Origin of the sequence: Thalassobaculum sp. (assembly GCF_040219215.1) — a bacterium.
GTDB lineage: Bacteria > Pseudomonadota > Alphaproteobacteria > Thalassobaculales > Thalassobaculaceae > Thalassobaculum_A.
Map to the genome: position 1 here is coordinate 159,175 of NZ_JAVJSX010000001.1, position 19,142 is coordinate 178,316.

General features: G+C 66.2%; 20 protein-coding genes. 13 read left to right on the forward strand and 7 right to left on the reverse strand.

Translation table 11 applies throughout. The annotated features are described in order from the left end of the window. Positions 1–24: 24 nt before the first annotated feature. Positions 25–2,145 (forward strand): ComEC/Rec2 family competence protein, encoded by a 2,121-nt coding sequence (locus RIC54_RS00840; RefSeq protein WP_350150409.1) that lies wholly within the window; start codon positions 25–27, stop codon positions 2,143–2,145. Between the two features lie 120 nt (positions 2,146–2,265). After that, entirely contained in the window at positions 2,266–2,574 is a 309-nt protein-coding gene (locus RIC54_RS00845; protein WP_350097742.1) for a hypothetical protein, read from the forward strand. A gap of 56 nt (positions 2,575–2,630) precedes the next feature. Here the strand turns inward: RIC54_RS00845 and lexA are convergent, their stop codons facing one another. The 6 genes from lexA to RIC54_RS00875 all read right to left on the reverse strand — a co-directional run bounded on the left by lexA (position 2,631) and on the right by RIC54_RS00875 (position 7,711). Beyond that, the gene (lexA, locus tag RIC54_RS00850) at positions 2,631–3,356 is read right to left on the reverse strand and encodes a transcriptional repressor LexA (protein WP_350097740.1); all 726 of its coding nucleotides are present in this window, start codon (positions 3,354–3,356) and stop codon (positions 2,631–2,633) included. Between the two features lie 131 nt (positions 3,357–3,487). Further along, positions 3,488–4,741, reverse strand: a complete 1,254-nt coding sequence (locus RIC54_RS00855; RefSeq protein ID WP_350097738.1) for a molybdopterin molybdotransferase MoeA — start codon at positions 4,739–4,741, stop codon at positions 3,488–3,490. Beyond that, complete coding sequence (gene moaC / locus RIC54_RS00860; protein WP_350097736.1) at positions 4,731–5,207, reverse strand: cyclic pyranopterin monophosphate synthase MoaC; 477 nt, start codon at positions 5,205–5,207, stop codon at positions 4,731–4,733. Before moaC ends, RIC54_RS00855 begins: the two co-directional genes overlap by 11 nt. Positions 5,208–5,229: 22 nt before the next feature. Then, positions 5,230–6,036: an indole-3-glycerol phosphate synthase TrpC gene (trpC, locus tag RIC54_RS00865; RefSeq protein ID WP_350097734.1), complete on the reverse strand. Its 807-nt coding sequence runs from the start codon at positions 6,034–6,036 to the stop codon at positions 5,230–5,232. Continuing rightward, positions 6,033–7,064, reverse strand: coding sequence for an anthranilate phosphoribosyltransferase (gene trpD, locus RIC54_RS00870; RefSeq protein ID WP_350097732.1), 1,032 nt, complete (start codon positions 7,062–7,064; stop codon positions 6,033–6,035). Before trpD ends, trpC begins: the two co-directional genes overlap by 4 nt. Before the next feature lie 8 nt (positions 7,065–7,072). Continuing rightward, the gene (locus RIC54_RS00875; protein ID WP_350097730.1) at positions 7,073–7,711 is read right to left on the reverse strand and encodes an anthranilate synthase component II; all 639 of its coding nucleotides are present in this window, start codon (positions 7,709–7,711) and stop codon (positions 7,073–7,075) included. 386 nt (positions 7,712–8,097) lie between these two features. Here RIC54_RS00875 and RIC54_RS00880 point away from each other — a divergent pair, with 386 nt between their 5' ends. From RIC54_RS00880 to RIC54_RS00895, 4 genes are all read left to right on the forward strand, one after another. Then, the gene (locus RIC54_RS00880) at positions 8,098–8,916 is read left to right on the forward strand and encodes a divergent polysaccharide deacetylase family protein (protein ID WP_350097728.1); all 819 of its coding nucleotides are present in this window, start codon (positions 8,098–8,100) and stop codon (positions 8,914–8,916) included. Further along, positions 8,913–9,383: a GNAT family N-acetyltransferase gene (locus RIC54_RS00885; RefSeq protein WP_350097726.1), complete on the forward strand. Its 471-nt coding sequence runs from the start codon at positions 8,913–8,915 to the stop codon at positions 9,381–9,383. Before RIC54_RS00880 ends, RIC54_RS00885 begins: the two co-directional genes overlap by 4 nt. 63 nt (positions 9,384–9,446) lie before the next feature. Then, a complete protein-coding gene (locus RIC54_RS00890) occupies positions 9,447–10,205 on the forward strand; it encodes a sulfite exporter TauE/SafE family protein (RefSeq protein ID WP_350097724.1) in 759 nt (252 codons plus the stop codon). A gap of 130 nt (positions 10,206–10,335) precedes the next feature. After that, a complete protein-coding gene (locus RIC54_RS00895; protein WP_350097722.1) occupies positions 10,336–10,983 on the forward strand; it encodes a nitroreductase in 648 nt (215 codons plus the stop codon). 14 nt (positions 10,984–10,997) lie between these two features. Here the strand turns inward: RIC54_RS00895 and RIC54_RS00900 are convergent, their stop codons facing one another. Beyond that, positions 10,998–11,789: a helix-turn-helix domain-containing protein gene (locus RIC54_RS00900; RefSeq protein ID WP_350097720.1), complete on the reverse strand. Its 792-nt coding sequence runs from the start codon at positions 11,787–11,789 to the stop codon at positions 10,998–11,000. 128 nt (positions 11,790–11,917) lie between these two features. Here RIC54_RS00900 and RIC54_RS00905 point away from each other — a divergent pair, with 128 nt between their 5' ends. The 7 genes from RIC54_RS00905 to RIC54_RS00935 all read left to right on the forward strand — a co-directional run bounded on the left by RIC54_RS00905 (position 11,918) and on the right by RIC54_RS00935 (position 19,119). Beyond that, positions 11,918–13,078, forward strand: coding sequence for an acyl-CoA dehydrogenase family protein (locus RIC54_RS00905; protein WP_350097718.1), 1,161 nt, complete (start codon positions 11,918–11,920; stop codon positions 13,076–13,078). A gap of 16 nt (positions 13,079–13,094) precedes the next feature. Then, on the forward strand, positions 13,095–14,264 hold the full coding sequence (locus RIC54_RS00910; RefSeq protein ID WP_350097716.1) for a CaiB/BaiF CoA transferase family protein: 1,170 nt from the start codon (positions 13,095–13,097) through the stop codon (positions 14,262–14,264). Positions 14,265–14,372: 108 nt separating this feature from the next. After that, on the forward strand, positions 14,373–15,167 hold the full coding sequence (locus RIC54_RS00915) for an SDR family NAD(P)-dependent oxidoreductase (RefSeq protein ID WP_350097714.1): 795 nt from the start codon (positions 14,373–14,375) through the stop codon (positions 15,165–15,167). A gap of 99 nt (positions 15,168–15,266) precedes the next feature. Beyond that, on the forward strand, positions 15,267–16,088 hold the full coding sequence (locus tag RIC54_RS00920) for a CoA transferase subunit A (RefSeq protein ID WP_350097712.1): 822 nt from the start codon (positions 15,267–15,269) through the stop codon (positions 16,086–16,088). Further along, positions 16,085–16,825 carry a CoA-transferase gene (locus RIC54_RS00925; protein ID WP_350097710.1) on the forward strand — a complete coding sequence of 247 codons (741 nt, stop codon included), beginning with the start codon at positions 16,085–16,087 and terminating at the stop codon, positions 16,823–16,825. The genes RIC54_RS00920 and RIC54_RS00925 overlap by 4 nt, the downstream gene beginning before the upstream one ends. Before the next feature lie 76 nt (positions 16,826–16,901). Beyond that, positions 16,902–18,119, forward strand: coding sequence for a CaiB/BaiF CoA transferase family protein (locus RIC54_RS00930; RefSeq protein ID WP_350097708.1), 1,218 nt, complete (start codon positions 16,902–16,904; stop codon positions 18,117–18,119). A 43-nt stretch (positions 18,120–18,162) separates the two neighbouring features. Next, a complete protein-coding gene (locus tag RIC54_RS00935; RefSeq protein ID WP_350097706.1) occupies positions 18,163–19,119 on the forward strand; it encodes a D-2-hydroxyacid dehydrogenase family protein in 957 nt (318 codons plus the stop codon). The last annotated feature ends 23 nt before the right edge of the window (positions 19,120–19,142 follow it).

Below are 19,142 nucleotides of genomic sequence, written 5' to 3' on the forward strand. Positions count from 1 at the left end.
CAAGGGGAATTGCGTTCACAGCCGGTGCCCGCGCCTTGGAGGACATCCGAAACCGGTTGGCGTGGTGCGTCGGACCTTGTCCGTCGGGAGAGTCCGCGCAGGCTGCTCTGGCTGCCGGTTGCGTTGGCTGTCGGGATCGGCTGGTATTTTGCGTTGCCTGCGGAACCGCCTGCCTGGATGGGTCCAGGTGGAGCGCTCGCGGCCCTTGGCACGGCCCTGTCGCTACGGCGGTGGACCGTTCCGGCCTGGGGGGCGTTGCTTGTGGTTGCAATGTGTATCGGGTTTTCGGCTGCCGAACTGCGGACGCGGACCCAGGCGACGGTCATGCTGGACCGCGAGCTTTGGGCGGAGTTGGAGGGGCGGGTCGCGGCAATCGAACGACGGCCTTCCGATTGGCGGTTGACCTTGCATCAGATCCGCTTGTCCGGTGATGCGGCCGGAGAGCGGAGCCCGTCGGGAGCTCGGATTGCAGTCGCGATGCGGCTGGTTCAATCCAGCGGTTCCGCGATCGGGATCGGTGACAGTGTTCGAATGCGCGTCCGTCTTCGACCGCCGTCGGCACCGGTCGCGCCGGGCGCTTTCGACTTTCAACGCGACGCATTCTTCAGAGGCTTTGGTGCCGTTGGATTTGCGGTTGGCCCGGTGTCGGTCGTCAGTCGAGGATCAGCGCGGTGGGATGGCGAGGCGTGGGAGGCCGTCGACCGGCTTCGGGATGTCGTGGCCCGCCGGATCCGCTCGGCACTGCCGGATCCGGCAGGCTCGATTGCGGCGGCGATGCTGGTAGGAGACCGGGCCGGAATCGACGAGCCAACCGCGGCCGCTTTCCGCCAGACGGGGCTAGCCCACCTGCTGGCGATCTCCGGGCTGCACATGGGCTTGGTTGCCGGAACGGTCTTCGCCGTCGTCCGCTTGGCGCTGGCGGCCTGTCCGACAATTGCCCTTCGTCGACCGATCAAAAAATGGGCTGCAGCGGCGGCTCTTGCGACAGCCGCATTCTACTTGCTGCTTGCCGGCGCTCCTGTTCCCACGCAGCGGGCGTTCCTGATGACCGGACTGGTGCTGTGCGCCGTCCTGCTGGACCGAGAGGCGGTGAGCCTGCACATGGTCGCGTGGGCCGCAGCCGCCGTGCTGCTGATCGCGCCCGAGAGCCTGATCGGGCCAAGCTTTCAGTTGTCGTTTGCCGCCGTTACGGCATTGGTCGCGGTCTGGGAAGGCGTGTCTGGACGCCGGAGCCTCCGGGGTTCCCGTCGTTTCGGTGCAGTGCGACACGCGATGCGGTACTTGTTCGGCGTCGTGGCAACCTCTGTGGTCGCATCGCTTGTCACGGCGCCCATCGTCGCTCATCACTTCCAACAGGTGCCGATCCTGGGGGCGATCGCCAATGTGATGGCTGTTCCAGTGACGGCATTCGTGACCATGCCGGCGGGCATTGCGTCCCTCATTGTCATGCCTATAGGGCTCGAAGCGTGGCCATTGGCGGCGATGGGGTGGGGGATTGAGGCAACCTTGTGGGCGGCGGCCGCTGCAATCGACGGCCCCCTGACCGCGATTGGGGTGACTGCCTTGGGCACCGCACCGCTCGCCGTACTGGCTGTAGGTGGACTGTGGCTCGCGATCTGGCGGACGGCGATCCGTTGGGTCGGGGTCATGATCGCCGGGGTTGCCGCGATCGTCATTGGCCTGGAACGGCCGCCCGATGCGCTGATCTCAGCGGATGGCAAACTGTCGGCGGTTCATGTCGACGGAACCGGATGGCTGGTGTCACGAGAGAACGGCGGAGGATTCGTTCGCAAAGCTTGGCAACGGCGATGGGGCGGAAGCCCGGATTCCAGCTTCCTGGCGACCGATCTGGCCGAGGCGTCCGAGCGGTTCGCATGCGACGGGCTGGGATGCGTCGTGCGGATCAATGGGCGGGTGCTTACCGTCCCGACCACACCGGAAGCCGCAATAGAGGACTGCGACCATGCCGACATTATCGTAACGGGCGTACATTTCCGCCGGGGCTGTCCGAGCAATGCGATCGTCATCGACCGATCGGATCTCCGGCGGAACGGAACACACGCAATCTGGTTGTCTGCAGGCGGAGTGCGGATCCGGTCGGTGGCCGCCGAACGGGGACACCGGCCCTGGGTAACCGCGCATTGAGAACGAGCTGGAAATACCTGGAATGCGTACTAAATATGGACTGCAAGGACGAAATGCTGTAACAATTGGCATCCGCTTACGGGGGTAGCGGCTAACAATACGGCTGGGGAGTTGCTTGCAATGCCGAATTCGCTGCGAAAGCGGTCATTTACTATTCTCGGGGATGCCGTCGCCGATGTTGTCGGTAAGCGCAATCTCGCTTACGTCGCCGTCGTGCAGGCAGGCAAGATCGAGGATGAGAGCAAGGATCGCTGGGCCAGTTCGATGTTCCGGCAGATTTCAGTGTCGAATCGCAAGCAGATCAAGACCAATGCCATAGAGAAGGCGCATGTCGAGCGCGCTCGCGCGAATGATGCGGGGCGCCAACGTCAACCCGACGTCGTGCTGGCAGATCTCGGCAAGTTGTTTGGCCGTCCCCAGGGCGCCTGAACGAAACCGTCCTGCAGGGTGGGCGGTAGCCTGCGGCGAATGATCGGCGGCAATTCCTAGTACTGACGAAGCAGGCCAACGAGCTTGCCCTGGACCTTCACGCGGTCCGGGCCGAAGATTCGCGTCTCATAAGCTGGGTTCGCAGGTTCGAGCGCGATCGACTGGCCCTTTCGGCGCAGCCGCTTCAGCGTCGCTTCCTGCTCATCGACCAGGGCGACCACGATCGATCCATTCTCCGCGGTATCGCACTGCCGGATGATGACGGTATCACCGTCGAAAATTCCGGCATCGACCATCGAATCCCCCGATACCTCCAGCGCATAGTGGTCGCCCCCGACCAGCATCGACGCCGGGACGGCAATGGAAGTCGATGGGTCGCGCAGCGCCTCGATGGGCGTGCCGGCGGCGATCCGGCCATACATTGGCAGATCGACGCTTTCCGGACCTTCCCCGGGAGAAGGTGCCGCCACCGGCGGGTCGCCCCGGAACGGGAAATTGCCGGGGATCACATTCGGGGTGAAACCGCGCGCCGCGGGGCGGTCCGATCGCGCGCCTCGCGCGACCACCTGATCCGCCGTCCGAAGTACCTCCAGCGCACGGGCACGATGCGCCAGTCGCCGGATGAACCCGCGTTCTTCCAGGGCGGTGATCAAGCGGTGGATACCGGACTTGGATTTCAGGTCGAGCGCATCCTTCATCTCATCGAAGGACGGGGACACTCCGGACTCCTCGATCCGCTTCTGGATGAAGGCCAGCAACTCATGCTGCTTCCTGGTAAGCATCGTCCGCATCTCCCGATCAATCGCCCCAGCTGGCGCGAACAAAAGCAGTACGCGAATAAATGTTCTACTTTTGATCTCCGGTGGAGGTCAAGAAAAATCAAGCGCCGACACGGAGTTGTGGGTTGATTGTCTCAGATCGAGAGAAACCCACCGTCCAATGGCAGAATACCGACGGTGTCCCCGCTGCGGCGCACCGGGTCGTATGGCGGCCGCACCACCAGGCAATCGGCGCCCGCCAGACGGGACATCATCGAACTGTCCTGCCGATCGAACGGCGTCACCACCCGGCGGCCGTCCGGTCCCGCGGTCGATGTGGCGCGCAGGTAATCCTGGCGCCGGTCGTTCGGTTTGAGATCGACCGCAAGAACGGCCTCAGCGAGAGCTGTCGAGTCGTCCGGCAGGCCGAGCAGACGCTCAAGCGCCGGGCGCAGGAACACAGTGGCGCAGACCATGGTCGATACCGGGTTGCCAGGCAGCCCGAGCATGGGCACGGGGCCAAGATGTCCGAAGATCAGCGGTTTGCCGGGGCGCATGGCGATCTTCCAGAACCCGAGCTTCAGGGCGTCGGCACCGAGCGCGGTATCCCCGAGCGCGGATTGCACGAGGTCGTGGCTGCCGACCGACGCGCCACCGGTGGTGACAAGCAGATCACTGCCCCGAGCCCCGGCCGCCAGGGTCCGCAACGCATCGCTGTCATCGGGAGCGATCCCAAGATCGACCGGGTCGCCTCCGACGGCGCGGACCACCGCCGCCAGCGCGTAGGCGTTCGACGACACGATGCGGCTCGGATCACTCAGCTCGCCCGGCCTGACGATTTCATCGCCGGTCGACAGGATCGCGACCCGTGGACGTCGATGGACGCGGACCCAGGGAACGTTCATCGCCGCGGCCAGTCCGATGTCACGGGCCGACAGGCGGCGTCCGGCCCGGATGCCGATGTCGCCCTCCTTGAAGTCCAGCCCGGCGGGCCGGATGAAGGTACCGGCCGGAGCGCCCTCGCGGACCACGACCGTGGCGCCGTCCTCCTCCGACGACGCGTCGACATCCTCCTGAAGGACGATGGTATCGGCGCCGTCGGGGACCGGACCGCCGGTGAAGATCCGCACGGCTTCGCCAGCGCCGACGGCGCCGGAAAACCGGCCGCCGGCGGGCGCCGATCCGGTGCGGCGCAGGGTGGCCGGCACATTGGCCACATCGGCTGCCCGCACGGCGTAGCCGTCCATCGCGGAGACCGCCATGGGCGGTTGGGTGCGGCGGGCGCGGATCGGCTCGGCGGTCACCCGCCCGAGCGCCTCTGATACCGGGACCATTTCGGCGGGCAGCGGCGACAGCGCCGACAGTATCCGGTCCAGCGCGTCCTCGACCGGCAGCAGCTCATTCGCCACGGAAGTCCCCCGATTTGCCACCCGCCTTGTGCACCAGCCGGATGTCGCCGATCCGCATGGTCCGGTCAGCTGCCTTTACCATGTCGTAGACGGTGAGCGCAGCGATCGAGACGGCGGTCAGCGCCTCCATCTCGACGCCGGTGCGGCCCTTCAGACGGCAGGTCGCCTCAATGTCCACGGTGTTCCGGTCGCCGTCGATAGACAGGTCGACCGTGACCGAGGTGAGGGCCAGCGGATGGCACAGCGGGATCAGGTCGGGCGTGCGCTTCGCCCCCATGATCCCCGCCAGCCGGGCGACCGACAGCACGTCGCCCTTCTTCACGCCTCCGGTGCGGATCAGGGCAATGGTCTGCGGCGAGCAATGCACCGAGCCCCGGGCGGTGGCCGTCCGCTCGGTGATCTCCTTGCCTCCGACGTCGACCATGTGGGCGCGCCCGGAGTCGTCGAAATGGGTGAGGTCGCTCATGGTCCTCGGCCGTCGTTGAAGATCAGGCCACCGCTGCGACCGGGTCGGCCAGCAGGGTGCGGGTGGCGGCGGTCACGTCGGACTGCCGCATCAGCGATTCACCGACCAGGAAGCAGCGCGCGCCGACCTGTGCCATGCGCGCCAGGTCACCGGGGTGGTTCAGGCCGCTTTCCGCCACCAGGATCCGGTCGGACGGAACCCGATCAGCCAGCGCTTCGGTGGTGGCAAGGTCGGTCTTCATGGTCTTCAGGTTGCGGTTGTTGACGCCGAGCAGGGGCGACTTCAGTTCAAGCGCGCGGTCCAACTCGGCAGCGTCATGCACCTCAACCAGCACATCCATGTTCCAACCGAGGGCCGCTGCTTCGATCTCCTGGGCCTGGGTGTCGGATAGGGCCGCCATGATGATCAGGATGCAGTCGGCACCCAGCACCCGCGCCTCGGTCACTTGCCAGGGATCCAGCATGAAGTCCTTGCGCAGAACCGGCAGCGTGACCGTCGATCGGGCGTCGGCGAGGTAGCGGTCGTTGCCTTGGAAATACTTCTCGTCGGTAAGCACCGACAGGCAGGTGGCGCCGCCGGCCGCGTAGGCACAGGCCAGCGATGCCGGGTCGAAGTCTGCCCGGATCAGGCCCTTGGACGGGGATGCCTTCTTGATCTCGGCGATCAGGCCGTAGCCGACGCGGGCCGCCCGCCGCAGCGCCTCGGCAAAACCGCGCGGGGCACTTGCCGCCCGTGCAGTGGATTCCATCTCGGCGAGCGAGTTGGCCGCCTTTCGAGCCGCGATCTCGGTCCGCTTGTGCTCGCAGATCTCGGCTAGAATGTCGCTCATTGCGACCCCCGGTTGGTGACCGAGATCAGGGCTTCCAGCTTCGCCTTGGCCTTGCCGCTGTCGATCATCTCGGCTGCCAGGGCGACCCCGTCCTTGAGGGTGGCGGCCTTGCCCGCCACGATCAGCGCACCGGCCGCATTCATCAGCACGATGTCGCGGTACGGGCCCGGAACACCGTCCAGCAACGCCCGCAACGCCAGGGCATTGTGCTCCGGATCGCCACCGCGGACCTGGTCGACGGTTGCGCGCGGCACGCCGGCGTCCTCTGGGGTGATCTCGAACGTTTCGACCTTGCCGTCCTGGAGCGAGGCCACGGTGGTGACACCGGCCGTGGTGATCTCATCCAGCCCGTCGCCGTGCACCACCCAAGCCCGCTTGGAACCGAGCTTCAGCAGGGTTTCGGCCATCGGCAGAACCCAATTCCTCGAGAACACGCCGATCAGCTGGTTCTGCACCATGCCGGGATTGGAGAGCGGGCCGAGAATGTTGAAGATCGTACGGGTGCCGAGTTCGACCCTCGCTCCACCGACATGGCGCATGGCGCTGTGATGCCGTGGCGCCATGAAGAAGCAGATTCCCGCTTCGTTGAGTGCGGCCTGCACCAGTTCCATGTCGCAATCGATGTTGACCCCGAGATGGGTCAGCACATCGGCCGCACCGGCCCGTGACGACAAGGCCCGGTTGCCGTGCTTGGCAACCACCACGCCGGCGCCCGCCACAACGAACGCCGCGGCGGTCGAGATGTTGAAGGTCTTGGCGCCATCGCCACCGGTACCGACGGTATCGATGGCACCCTCGGGGGTCGGGATCTTAAGCGCCTTGGCCCGCATGGTGCGCGCCGCGCCCGTGATCTCGGCCACGGTCTCGCCCCGGACCCGCAGGGCCATCAGGAAGCCGCCCATCTGTGCCGGGGTGGCGTTGCCCGACATGATGATGTCGAATGCGCTTTCCGCCTCGGATTCCGTCAGTGTTGCGCCGTCCGCCACGCGGGCGATCAGCGCCTTCATGTCTTGGATATCACCGGTCATGTTCTTCTTCAGCCGTGGGTCCCGGACCGCTTCAGACGCGCCTCGATCTCCTCGATCGGTTGGATGGGCGCGCCGTTGAATCCGGCGAGACGCAGGAAGTTCGCAAGCATTCGGTGGCCGTGCTCCGAGGCAAGGCTCTCCGGATGAAACTGGACACCCCAGCACGGGTAGTCACGGTGCTTCAGCCCCATGATGACCCCGTCGTCTGTCCATGCGGTCTTCTCCAGCACGTCCGGCCATCGCTCGTCGCCTACGACCAGCGAGTGATAGCGCGTGACCGCAAAGTCCCGGGGCAGGCCCTCGAACAGGCCGCGGCCGTCTGTGTGCACCGTCGACACCTTGCCGTGCATCGGTAGCGGGCCACGGCAAACCGTTCCACCGAAGACCTGGCCCATGGTCTGGTGTCCAAGGCAAACCCCCAGCATCGGCACCTTCGGCGCCAGCCGCTCGACCAACTCCACACAGATGCCTGCGTGATCCGGATCGCGGGGGCCGGGAGAGATGACGATGCCCTGAGGGTTCATCGCCTCGATCGCGTCGACCGTGATCCGATCGTTGCGATGCACCTCGAATCGCGCGCCAAGCTCGCCCAGGAAATGGTAGAGGTTGTATGTGAAGCTGTCGTAGTTATCGATCAGAATAAACATTTCAGCAGCTTGTGAAAGTTTGTTAACATTGCGCCGCAACGAGGCATTGCTACCTTAACAACCCGACCACCGGCACGGAAGCAGCAAGCATGGCAAGGCGGGCGGCACCCCGAAAAGCTCAACGCCGACGAGTGCCGTCGGCGTCATCGTGGGTGCGTGCCGCAGCGGTGCTGATGGGGGCCGGGGCGTTGTTTGGCGCCGGAATCGCGATCGGTGCCTGGGTGTCGGGCCCTGTGTCGACGTCGTCCCCGGTGACCGCAACCGCGGCGCCCAAAACTCCCAAGCCAGTTTCGGCGGCAGCAGTGGTGCCGCCCGCGGGCGTGCCGTCTATCCGGTTGCCGCATTCGCCGGTTCGGGAATCCCCGCCTGCCGCGCCGGCTCCGGCCGTGTTGCACACGCCAACTCCGGATGTGGTTTCACCGCCTGCGTTGCCGCGCAGCCTGACGCCGAACGGGACCACTCCGGCCTGGCGCCAGTTCGCAGCGGCCGCCGAACCGGCGAGTGGCCGGCCGATGATCGCGATCGTGCTGGACGACCTCGGGATCGACAAACGGCGTAGCGCCCGCGCGATCGATCTCACGGCACCGCTTACCCTGGCGTTTCTTCCCTATGCCAACGACCTGACCGAGCAGACAGAACGGGCACGCAGCCGAGGTCATGAACTGCTGGTCCACCTGCCGATGCAGCCGCACGGCCACGACGCCGACCCGGGCCCCAACGTGCTGGACATGAACTTGGGTGCGGAGGAAGTGGCGCGCCGGGTGGATTGGAGTCTCAAGCAATTCAACGGCTTTGTCGGCGTGAACAACCATATGGGCAGCCTGTTCACCGAGAACGCGCAAGGCATGCGTATCGTGGCCGAGGCGATGCGCAACAACGGACTGCTTTTCCTGGATTCCGTGACGACGCCGAAAAGCGTGGGTGAGATGACCGCGCGTTCGCTCGGCGTGCCTGCGACCAAGCGTGACGTATTCCTGGACAACACCGATACCGCGGCGGAGGTCGAGTTGAGGCTGGCGCAGACCGAGCGGGTGGCGCGGGCGACCGGCACCGCGATCGCGATCGGTCATCCGCGCGATGCCACCCTGAATGTCCTGGAATCCTGGATATCGAAAGCGAAGGCGGACGGATTCGTGCTGGTGCCGCTGACCGCGGTTCTGCAGGCCCGCACGGGAAGTGGCGTCCAGCAGGCGGCGCGACCGTGACCGCCAATGCCGTTCTATGGCGCTGGTACCGCTGGGACGACCTGGACCGCGACCGGCTCTACGCGCTGCTCAGAGCGCGCCAGGACGTGTTCGTCGTCGAGCAGACATGCCCGTATCCGGACATCGACGGCAAGGACGCGGTCGCCTGGCACCTGTTCGGGTACGACGGTGATGCGCCGGATGCGCCGCTGCTGGCCTCGGCCCGGATGTTCGCGCCCGGCGACTACTACGCCGAGACCGCGATCGGCCGAATCCTGACGACGGCGGCCGGACGCGGTCGTGGCCTCGGTCGGGCGATCATGGCGGAGTGCCATCGGTTCGCGCAGAAGCAGTTCGGCTCGCCCAGCGTGCGGTTGAACGGGCAGGCCTACCTGAAGGAGTTCTACGAGAGCCTCGGCTATCGTGCGGTATACGGGCCGTACGACGAGGACGGCATCCCGCACTACGAGATGCTGAAGGACCGATGATCGCCGACAATACTTCGGCTGTGACCGAAGCGTTGCGATGGTGCGGTCGATAGGATCACCGCCATGACCGAGTTCCTCGCGACCGACCCCGCCACCCTGGCGCTGATCACCGCCATCCTGCTGCTGGCTGGTGCGGTGAAGGGCGTCGTCGGGCTGGGCCTGCCCACAGTGACCCTGGCGCTGCTGACCGCGACGATCGGCCTGGAGGCAGCGATCGCGGTCATGCTGCTGCCGTCGCTGATCACAAATGTCTGGCAGGCGGTCGTGGGTGGCGCCCTGGGCGAGGTGCTGCGGCGGCTCTGGGCGTTTCTGCTGGCGCTGACAATCGGTGTGCTGGCGGCCAGCGGGGCCAGCGCGGTGATTGCGACGTCGACGCTGACGGCGCTGTTGGGCGTCTCCATCGTTCTTTACGGCACGATCGGACTGACGACGCCTCCCTGGCCGAGGCCGGGCAGGTGGGAAGGCCCGCTGTCGCCGGTGATGGGACTGGCGACCGGCATCCTGACCGGCATGACCGGGTCGTTCGTGATGCCGGCGGTGCCGTACCTTCAGGCGCTCGGCTTGCCCCGCGACCGACTGGTGCAGTCGATGGGGGTGACCTTCCTGGTGGCCACCCTGGCGCTTGCGATCGGGCTGGGTGGACGCGGCCTGCTGCCGGACGAACTGATCATGCTGTCCGCAATTTCGGTTGTGCCGGCTCTGGTCGGGATGGAGATCGGCCGACGGGTGCGCAGCCGGCTGTCGGAGCAGCGGTTCCGTCAGGTACTGTTCTGGGCATTGCTGCTGCTCGGCCTGTGGATCGTGCTGAAGCCCTGGATCTGACCGCACTGCAGCATCAGCTTGGCGACGCGCGGGTGAAGGGGTAGCCTCCGCGGCCATGGATGCTTCACCCCCGCCGACCGCACCCCGTATTCCGTTGCCGATCGCTCCCGCCAATCCGGTGGAGGAGGCGGTGTCGCAGCGTCGATCGGCTCGCGCATTCCTGGACACGCCGGTGCCTCGCGAAACCGTCGAGCGGATCCTGGCGCTGGCGGCGCGCGCACCGTCGGGCACCAACATGCAGCCCTGGAGGGTGCATGTGCTGACCGGCGCCGCCAAGGACCGATTCAGCGAGGCGGTCCTGGCCGCGTTCGATGGTCCCGAGAAGCACACCAACGAGTGGGCCTACTACCCGAAGGAGTTTCGTGAGCCTTACCTGTCGCGCCGCCGGAAGGTCGGCTGGGATTTGTATGGCCTGCTCGGCATCGCCCGCGGCGAGAACGAACGCATGCACGCCCAGCATGGTCGCAACTTCAAGTTCTTCGATGCGCCGGTCGGTATGATGTTCACCATCGACCGCCACCTTGAGATCGGCTCCTGGCTCGACTACGGCATGTTCATCCAGAACATCATGGTGCTGGCCCGGTCGCATGGGCTGGAAAGCTGCCCGCAGGCGGCGTTCGCCGGGTTCCACAAGGTGATCCGCGCGCAACTCGGCCTCGACGAGGAGACGGTGGTCGTGTGCGGCCTGTCGCTCGGCTATGCCGACTGGTCGTCGGTGGAGAACCAGTTGATCACCGAGCGGGTACCGCTCGATGACTTCGTCAGTTTCCGCGATTGAAATATACTTGAGCGTCAGTCGGCGGCGTGCCGGGCCAAATCGGCGGCGAGCCGTGTGGCGGTCAACTGAAGCGGTACGAGCAACGTCGCAACCGCGCGTTCGACCGTCAGGGCGTTCAACAGGAACAGTGTGTTGATCGCGGCGTAGATCCGGCCGTCCCGCATGATCGGCACGCCGAGGCTGCCGATCAGCCCATCATACTCCTGCCGGCCGTAGCCGGGGCTCATGGTCGCGTAGCCCTGGTGGCGGATGGTCTCGAACATGCGTTCTGCCGCGTCGCGGTCACGGGCGAGATCGTTCCACGGCGCCGGATCGGCCGCCGCCGTCGAAAGGACGGCGCCGCGCTCGCCCTCACTGCAATGCGCCACATAGGCAAGACCGAGGCTGGTGCCGAGGACCGGCGCACGGTAGCCGGGCCGGCGGTTCAGGAACATCGGCCCGGGCTCGCGCGAGGTCTCGACCACCAGCATGGAGTCGTGGTCGAACAGCGCCACGTCCGACGGCCAGCCGACCGCCGTGCGGAAGGCGGTCAGGGCCGGTGCGACGATGGTGCCGACTGCCTGATGGCGATCGTAGCCGGCACTGAGTTGCAGGGTCTTGCCGGTGACCTGGTAGCTGCGTCGCTCGTCATTCCGCACCACGAAGCCGGCGTGCTCCAGGGTTTCCAGCATCCGGAGGATGGTCGACTTGTCCAGGCCGGTCAGCCGGTGGATTTCGGCCAGGGTCGCCCGGCCGCCGAGCCGGCTGGTGGCGGCCAGGACGTCCAGGCCGCGCAGCACCGCGGTAACCGGCTGGTAGGAGGCCATCGCTGTCGTTTCCATTCAGTGCCTAGCTGGATTCCTTAGTAAGTTTCATCAGATGATAAAAGCGTTCATTTACATCGATCCGGCGCCCGGTCATGTTTTGCGCGATTTCCGGAGCAGGAGGAACGGGCGTGGATTTCAGGCTGACCGACGACCAGCAGAAGCTGCGCGACACCGCGCGGGCGTTCGCCACCGGCGAGATGACCGAGGTCGCACGCCGGCTCGAGACCGAGGACGAGGCGCTGCCCAAGGAATGGATCAAGCGCTACGCCGAGATGGGTTTCCTCGGAATCAACGTCGCCGAGGAGTTCGGTGGGCTCGGTCTCGGCAATCTGGAAGCGCTGATCGTGCTGGAGGAATTCGCCAAGGTTTCGCCGGCGGTGGCGTTCCCGATCTTCGAAAGTTCGGTTGGCCCGGTGCGCGCGGTTGAGCATTTCGCAGGGTCCGCCTTGGCCAGCCAGGTGGTGCCGAAGGTTTGTTCCGGCGACCTGGTGTGCGCCGTCGCCATGTCCGAACCGGACGCCGGCACCGCGCTGACCGATCTGAAAACCCGCGCGGTCGAGGACGGCGATGATTTTGTGCTGAATGGCCAGAAGCGCTGGTGCTCGGGCGGCGGTCACGCCGATGCCTATGTGGTCTACACCAAGCTGTCCGACGCACCGGGTGCCAAGGGAATCGGCGCACTCTACGTCGAGAAGGACATGCCGGGCGTCTCGTTCGGCGAGCGCGAGCGCTTGATGGGCTTTCGTGGCATTCCCTCTGCCGACATCTTCTTCGACGACGTCCGGGTGCCCAAGGCCAACCTGATCGTGCCGGCGGGCGGTTTCCGCCAGCTGATGGAGGCGTTTGACCTGGAGCGCTGCGGCAACGCCACCATGTGCCTCGCGATCGCCCAGTCGGCGCTGGACCAGGTTCTGGCCTATGTCCAGGAGCGCAAGGCATTCGGCAAGGAACTGGTCGAGTTCCAGGCGGTGCAGATGAAGCTGGCCGAGATGGCGATGCGGGTCGAGGCGTCGCGGTTGCTGATCTGGCGGGCCGCGAAGAACGCCGAGGACGGCCTGCCGAGCGTGCTGGACAGCTCACTCGCCAAGTGCTTCGCCAACGAGATGGTCCGCGATGTTGCCGGAGCCGCCCTGCAGGTCATGGGTGCATACGGCTACGCCAAGGAATACGGTATGGAGCAGAAGCTTCGTGATGGCTGGGGCTGGGGTATTGCCGGCGGCGCCATCGACATCCAAAAGATCAACATCGCCGCCGCCCTGGTCGGCCGTCGGTTTGACCAGCGCCGCTGATTAGGGGGAGAGCCCGGTGTTCCTGCCGCTGTCCGGAATCCGGGTGCTCGACATCACGTCGATCATCTACGGGCCCTACACCACCCAGATCCTCGGCGACCTGGGCGCCGACGTGATCAAGATCGAACCGCCCGAAGGCGATGCAACCCGCAACCTGGGCCCGTCGCGCAGTCCCGGCATGGGGGCGGTGTTCCTGGGCAGCAACCGCAACAAACGCAGCCTGTCCATCGACCTGAAGAAGCCGGCCGCCAAGGAAGCGTTGTGGCGGCTGGTCGATGGTGCCGACGTGCTGGTCCACAACATGCGGCCCCGCAAGATGCAGGCCCTTGGTTTTGACCCGGACGCGGTGATGGCCCGCAACCCGAAGATCGTCTACGGCGGCTTGCACGGGTATCGCGAGGACGGGCCATACGGCGACCGCCCGGCCTATGACGACGTGATCCAGGGCGAGTCCGGCTTTGCCAACGCCTTCACGGTCCGCGATGGCGCGCCGATGCTGACGCCGTCGATCGTCGCCGACAAGAGTGCGGCACTGCTGGCGGCCACGGGGCTGGTTGCCGCCGTCGTCCAGCGCCTGCGCACCGGCAAAGGTGTCTACGTCGAGGTCGCCATGTTCGAGAGCATGGTCGGCTACACCCTGCTCGAGCACCAGTACGGCGCGACCTTTCGGCCGCCCGAGGGGCCGGCGGGCTACGCGCGGGCTTTGTCGAAACAGCGCAAGCCGCACGCCACCAGCGACGGCTACATCTGCATGCTGCCCTACACCAACAAGCAGTGGCAGCGGTTCTGGGAGATGATCGGCACGCCCGAGCGCTCACTGGAGCCGCGCTTCGAGAGCATCGCCCGACGGGCGTTGAACATCGACGACCTGTACGCGATAGCCGGCGCCGAGATCGGCAAGCGCAGCACCGCCGAGTGGCTGGAGGCGCTGCGCGCCGCCGAGATCCCGTGCGGTCCGGTCAACAGCTTCGCCGACCTGGAAACCGACCCTCAGCTGGTGGCGACCGGGTTCTTCCGACCATTTCAGCATCCCAGCGAAGGCGCCATTGAAGTGCCGGACGCGGCGTTCCGGTTCGACCGGCAGTCGCTGCCGATCCGCCACCATCAGCCGAAACTTGGCGAGCAGAGCCGCGAAGTTCTGCGCGAGGCCGGGCTTTCGGAGACCGAGATCGATGCGGTTCTGTAGCCGCACCCTTTCACCGGTGCCGGGTATCTTCGACTTCCCGTGCCGGGCCAAAATCCGACCGGACCGCCGGGCAGGCGGAAGACTAACCAACACATCGGGAGAGAACGCATGAGCAAGGGTCGGATCGCCGTCGTGACCGGTGGCGGCAGCGGCATCGGGCAGGCGACCGCCGAGCTGTTGGCGGCCAACGGCGAGATCCTGGTGCTCGCTGACCGCAATGGCGAAGCGGCGGAAGCCGTCGCTGAGAGCCTGCGCAAGACCGGCGCCATGGTTCACGTCCGGACTGTCGACGTCGCCGACGACAAGGCGGTCGAGGATCTGTTCGACGACATCGAAACGTCGGTCGGTCCGGTCGGCGCGGTGGTCCACTCCGCCGGCATCCTGCAGAACGCCATGACCACCGAGCGCACCGACCGTGCCGAGGCCGATCGGGTCATGGACGTGAACTACCGCGGGACCTGGTCGGTGAACGTGGCCGCGGCCCGGCGCATGAAGGCGCGCCAGGCCGGTGCGATCGTGAATCTGGCGTCGATCAACAGCTTCGCGGTGATGCCGATCCCGGCGTACAACATCAGCAAGGTGGCGGTGCGGCACCTGACCGAGATCCTGGCCTGCGAGTACGGCATCCACGGCATCCGGGTGAACGCCGTGGCACCAACCTACACCATCACCCCGGCAATCCAGGCGCGCATCGACAGCGGTCATCGCGATCCGGAAAAGATCAAGGATTCCGGAGCGTTGAAGATGCTTGTTCGACCAAGGCACATCGCCGATGGCATTGTCTTCCTGCTGTCGGAGCAGGCGGCGGCGATCACCGGCGTCACCTTGCCGATCGATGCCGGCTGGACCGTCGCGCAGGCCTACAACGGCTATCCGGCGGCAATCGAAGGGTTCGGGCAGTAAGCGCCCGTCGATCCGGCGAACGGTGTCGCGACGACCGGTGCGGTTGCGGCATGGCGTGGCGGCGCGCAGAATTCCGCTGACTTTCAGGAGGACGCTCCCATGACCGACCTGTTGCCGAGCGTTGAGGCGTTGGCAGCCCAAATTCCGGATGGTGCCCGGATTGCGGTGCCGCCCGACTATTCATACTGCGCCAATGCCCTGTGGCGGGCGGCGATCCGCAAGGGGGTGAAGAACCTCCACCTCATCGGCGTCCCGGTGTTCGGATATCACGGTGACGTGCTGATCGGCGCCGGCTGCGTGGCGACGGTCGAGACCTCGGCGGTGACGCTGGGCGAGAACGGCCTGGCGCCGCGCTTCACAGCGGCGGTCAAGGAAGGCCGGTTGCGAACCCTGGATGCCACCTGTCCGGCGATCCACGCCGGGTTGCAGGCGGCCGAGCGGGGGGCGCCGTTCAGCGCGATGCGCGGCCTCATCGGCTCCGACATCCTGGTCCGTCGGCCGGACTGGCGGGTGATCGACAACCCGTTCGGTGCGAACGACCCGGTGGTGGCAATCCCGGCCCTGCGTCCGGATTTTGCGGTGTTCCACGCACCGAAGGCCGACCGCCACGGCAATGTATGGATCGGGGTCCGGCGCGAATGCATGCTGATGGCCCACGCCGCCCGCGACACCCTGGTGACGGTGGAGGAGTTCGTCGACGGCGACCTGACCGCCGATCCGTCCATGGCCGCGGGCACCATTCCGGCGCTGTATGTCACGGCGATGGCCGAAGCCAAGCAGGGCGCCTGGCCGCAGGCACTGCCCGGGCATTACGACGCCGATCAGGCGCATCTGGCACGCTATGCCGAGATGGCAAGGACCGAGGACGGCTTCGCGCGCTACCTGTCGGAAACCGTGGTCGGGCGGGAGGCCGCCGAATGACCGACATCCGTCCCGAAGAGATCCTGATCGGCAGCATCGCCGACATGCTGGCAGGCTTGCGCCATGTCGCGGTCGGCGCCTCGTCGCCGGTACCGGGGGCGGCCGCGCTGCTGGCGCGCGCGCGTTCCGGCGGCGGCCTGCGGGTGTCGGTGCTCGGTTCTCGCGAGCACAATTTCTTCACCGACGGTGGCAAGGAGCTGTTTGACTGCGCCGGGCAGGGGCGGATCGATGCGTTCTTCCTGAGCGGGGCGCAGATCGACGGCAAGGCCAATATCAACCTGGTCTCGATCGGCGACCCGGACCGGCCGAAGGCGCGGTTCCCCGGCTCGTTCGGGTCGGCCTACCTGTATTACGTGGTGCCGAGGGTGATCCTGTTCCGCATGGAGCATACGGTACGCACCCTGGTGGACACGGTGGACTTCATCTCCGCGCCCGGCGCGTCCGATCCCAACGTCTATCGTCCCGGCGGACCGTACAAGATGATCACCGACCGCTGCGTGTTCGCGTTCGACAGGTCCCGCGCCCGGTTCACGCTGGAGAGCGTCCACCCCGGTCACACGACCGGGGAGGTCGCCGAGAACACGGGCTTCGCCTACGACGCGTCGGACGCGGTGCCTCAGACGCCGGTGCCGGACGCCGCGACGCTGGCCTTGATCCGCGGGCCGGTCGCCGAACAGATCGCCGAGGTCTACCCGGCCTTCGCCGCCTCCGTGTTTGGAACCGCGAAGGCGGCGTAGCGGCGTGCTCCGCCGCCCGCCCCGCGCGACGATCCGCATCCGTTCGACCCGATTGCCAATCCCCAAGGAGGAACCCGTGGCCGACGCCACTTCGTCCGGCGGCACGCTCGCCGGTCTCAAGGTCATCGATTGCACCCGTGTGCTCGGCGGACCGTACTGCACACAGTTGCTGGGTGACCACGGCGCCGACATCGTGAAGATCGAACCGCCTCAGGGCGACGAGGTTCGCGATTGGGGCCCGCCGTTCGACGAGGGCGGCGACGCCAGCTACTTCCTCGGGGTGAACCGCAACAAGCGGTCGCTCGGCCTGGACCTGTCGACCGACAAGGGCAAGGAGGTTCTGTTGCGCCTGCTGGACGGCGCCGACGTGCTGATCGAGAACTACAAGCCGGGCTCGATGGAACGGTGGGGGCTCGGCTACGAGGCGGTCTTGCGCGAACGCTTCCCGAAGCTGATCCATTGCCGGATCTCCGGCTTCGGCGAGGATGGGCCGTACGGTGGCTATCCCGGCTATGACGGGATCATCCAGGCGATGGTCGGGCATTTTTCGGTCAACGGCGCCCCGGACAGCGGGCCGACACGGCTCGGCCTTGCCATGGTCGACATCGGCACCGGCCTGTTCTCCTGCAACGCCATCATGATGGCGCTGTACGAACGCCAGCGTTCGGGGCAGGGCCAGTACATCGACATGACGCTGTACGATTGCGGCTTGGCGTTGATGCATCCACACGTCGCGAACTACTCGCTGAACGGCAAGATCCCGAAGCAGACCGGCAACCAGCATCCGAACATCAGCCCCTACGACCTGTTTCCGACCAGGACGGTGGACGTGTTCGTCGCCGGCGGCAACGACCGGGCGTTCAAGCGGCTCTGCGCCGAGCTCGGCAAGCCCGAACTGGGCGAGGACCCGCGGTTCAAATCCAACGGCGACCGGCTGGTCAACCGCGACGAACTGCGGGCCGAACTCGAGGTGCTGCTGGCCGACGTCGACGGCAACGAGTTGACCGACCGTTTGCTTGCGGCCGGTCTGCCGATCGGGCCGGTACGCAACACCGAGGAGGTGATGACGCACCCGCACACCATCCATCGCGAGATGGCGATCGAGAAGGACGGGTACCGGTCCTGGGGCATCCCGATCAAGTTTCGGCGAACGCCGGGTGCGATCAAGAGCCGGCCGCCGCGCTTTGCCGAACACAGCCAGGACATCTTGGCCGACCACGGCTTCTCGCAGGCAGAGATCGACGGACTGACGGCCGACGGTACGGTCGTTCGACAGAGAAGAACGTCAAAATAACAATGTTGTATAGGTCGAAATTGATCTGACGGTGGAGGACTGAATGCCCAAGATTGCGATCCTGGACGACTACGCGAACGCCGCCCTCGATCTTGCCGACTGGAACAGCCTGCCGGCTGGATTCGAGACGGTCGTGTTCAATGACAACCTCGTTGAGCACGATGCCCTGGTGGACCGGCTGGCCGACTTTGAAGTCGTCTGTGCGATGCGCGAGCGCACGCCGTTTCCGGCGGCGGTGTTCGAGCGCCTGCCGAACCTGAAGCTGTTCATCACCAGCGGCATGCGTAACAAGTCGGTCGATTTCGCGGCGGCGATCAAGCGGGGCGTGGTCTGTTGCGGCACCGCGACGTCGGGCACCAGCACCACAGAGCACACCTGGGCCCTGATCCTGGCCACCGCCCGGCACGTTCCGCACGATGTACAGGTCATGCACCAGGGCGGTTGGCAGACCCGCATGGGCTTCGACCTCGCCGGCAAGACCTTGGGATGCGTCGGGCTCGGCCGGCTCGGTTCGGCCGTCGCGAAGATCGGGGCGTCGGCGTTCGGCATGAATGTCATCGCATGGAGCGAGAACCTCACCGCCGAGCGCTGTGCCGAGGTCGGCGCCGAGCTGGTGTCGAAGGACGAGCTGTTCGCGCGCTCGGACGTGGTCACCATCCACCTGTTGCTGTCTGATCGGACCACCGGGCTGATTGCTGCCGAGGATCTCGGCCGGATGAAGCCGTCGGCGATCCTGGTCAACACCTCCCGCGGCCCGATCGTCGACGAGGCGGCGCTCCTGGAAACGCTGAGGGCCAAGCGCATTCGAGCGGCGGCGATCGACGTGTTCTCCAAGGAGCCGTTGCCGGCTGACGACCCGATCCGCAAGCTCGACAACGTGGTGCTGACCCCGCACATCGGCTACTCGAGCGAGGACACCTACCGGCTGTTCTACGGCCAGATGGTAGAGGATATCGCCGCCTGGGCCGGTGGCGCGCCGATCCGAACGATCGACGGGTAACGCGGCGGTCCAGCTGGAGGCCG